The sequence below is a fragment of the Vibrio sp. ABH4_348 genome (assembly GCF_056159765.1).
In genome coordinates this window covers 1-1426 of sequence record NZ_JBSWVW010000005.1, presented here as the reverse complement: position 1 = coordinate 1426, position 1426 = coordinate 1, and the positions used below count along the sequence as shown (strand labels likewise).

Genomic DNA, 1426 nt, shown 5'->3' with positions numbered 1-1426 from the left:
GTGATGAAGTCATTGATGCCATGCTTCCAGGAAAAGCCTCTAAGCTTCAGATTGTAAGGAATCGTACCCCAAACCGACACAGGTGGTCGGGTAGAGAATACCAAGGCGCTTGAGAGAACTCGGGTGAAGGAACTAGGCAAAATGGTACCGTAACTTCGGGAGAAGGTACGCTCTTGATGGTGAAGTCCCTTGCGGATGGAGCTGACGAGAGTCGCAGATACCAGGTGGCTGCAACTGTTTATTAAAAACACAGCACTGTGCAAAATCGTAAGATGACGTATACGGTGTGACGCCTGCCCGGTGCCGGAAGGTTAATTGATGGGGTTAGCGCTTGCGCGAAGCTCTTGATCGAAGCCCCGGTAAACGGCGGCCGTAACTATAACGGTCCTAAGGTAGCGAAATTCCTTGTCGGGTAAGTTCCGACCTGCACGAATGGCGTAATGATGGCCACGCTGTCTCCACCCGAGACTCAGTGAAATTGAAATCGCTGTGAAGATGCAGTGTACCCGCGGCTAGACGGAAAGACCCCGTGAACCTTTACTACAGCTTGGCACTGAACATTGACCCTACATGTGTAGGATAGGTGGGAGGCTTTGAAACGTTGTCGCCAGATAGCGTGGAGCCGTCCTTGAAATACCACCCTTGTAGTGTTGATGTTCTAACTTAGGCCCCTTATCGGGGTTGAGGACAGTGCCTGGTGGGTAGTTTGACTGGGGCGGTCTCCTCCCAAAGAGTAACGGAGGAGCACGAAGGTGGGCTAATCACGGTTGGACATCGTGAGGTTAGTGCAATGGCATAAGCCCGCTTAACTGCGAGAGTGACGGCTCGAGCAGGTGCGAAAGCAGGTCATAGTGATCCGGTGGCTCTGAATGGAAGGGCCATCGCTCAACGGATAAAAGGTACTCCGGGGATAACAGGCTGATACCGCCCAAGAGTTCATATCGACGGCGGTGTTTGGCACCTCGATGTCGGCTCATCACATCCTGGGGCTGAAGTCGGTCCCAAGGGTATGGCTGTTCGCCATTTAAAGTGGTACGCGAGCTGGGTTTAGAACGTCGTGAGACAGTTCGGTCCCTATCTGCCGTGGGCGTTGGAGAATTGAAGGGGGCTGCTCCTAGTACGAGAGGACCGGAGTGGACGAACCTCTGGTGTTCGGGTTGTGATGCCAATCGCATTGCCCGGTAGCTAAGTTCGGAATCGATAACCGCTGAAAGCATCTAAGCGGGAAGCGAGCCCTGAGATGAGTTCTCCCTGGCGCTTTAAGCGTCCTAAAGGGTTGTCGTAGACTACGACGTTGATAGGCAGGGTGTGTAAGCGTTGTGAGGCGTTGAGCTAACCTGTACTAATTGCCCGTGAGGCTTAACCATACAACACCCAAAGGGTTTTGATGGACTCAAAGCAAGAACGTTGAATGTGTAAATACAGA

Annotated in this window: 1 rRNA gene; it reads left to right on the top strand. The window is 52.6% G+C overall.

From position 1 onward, the window contains the following. Positions 1 to 1367, top strand: a 23S ribosomal RNA gene (locus ACXAFJ_RS20325); the annotation flags it as partial. Positions 1368 to 1426: the final 59 nt, after the last annotated feature.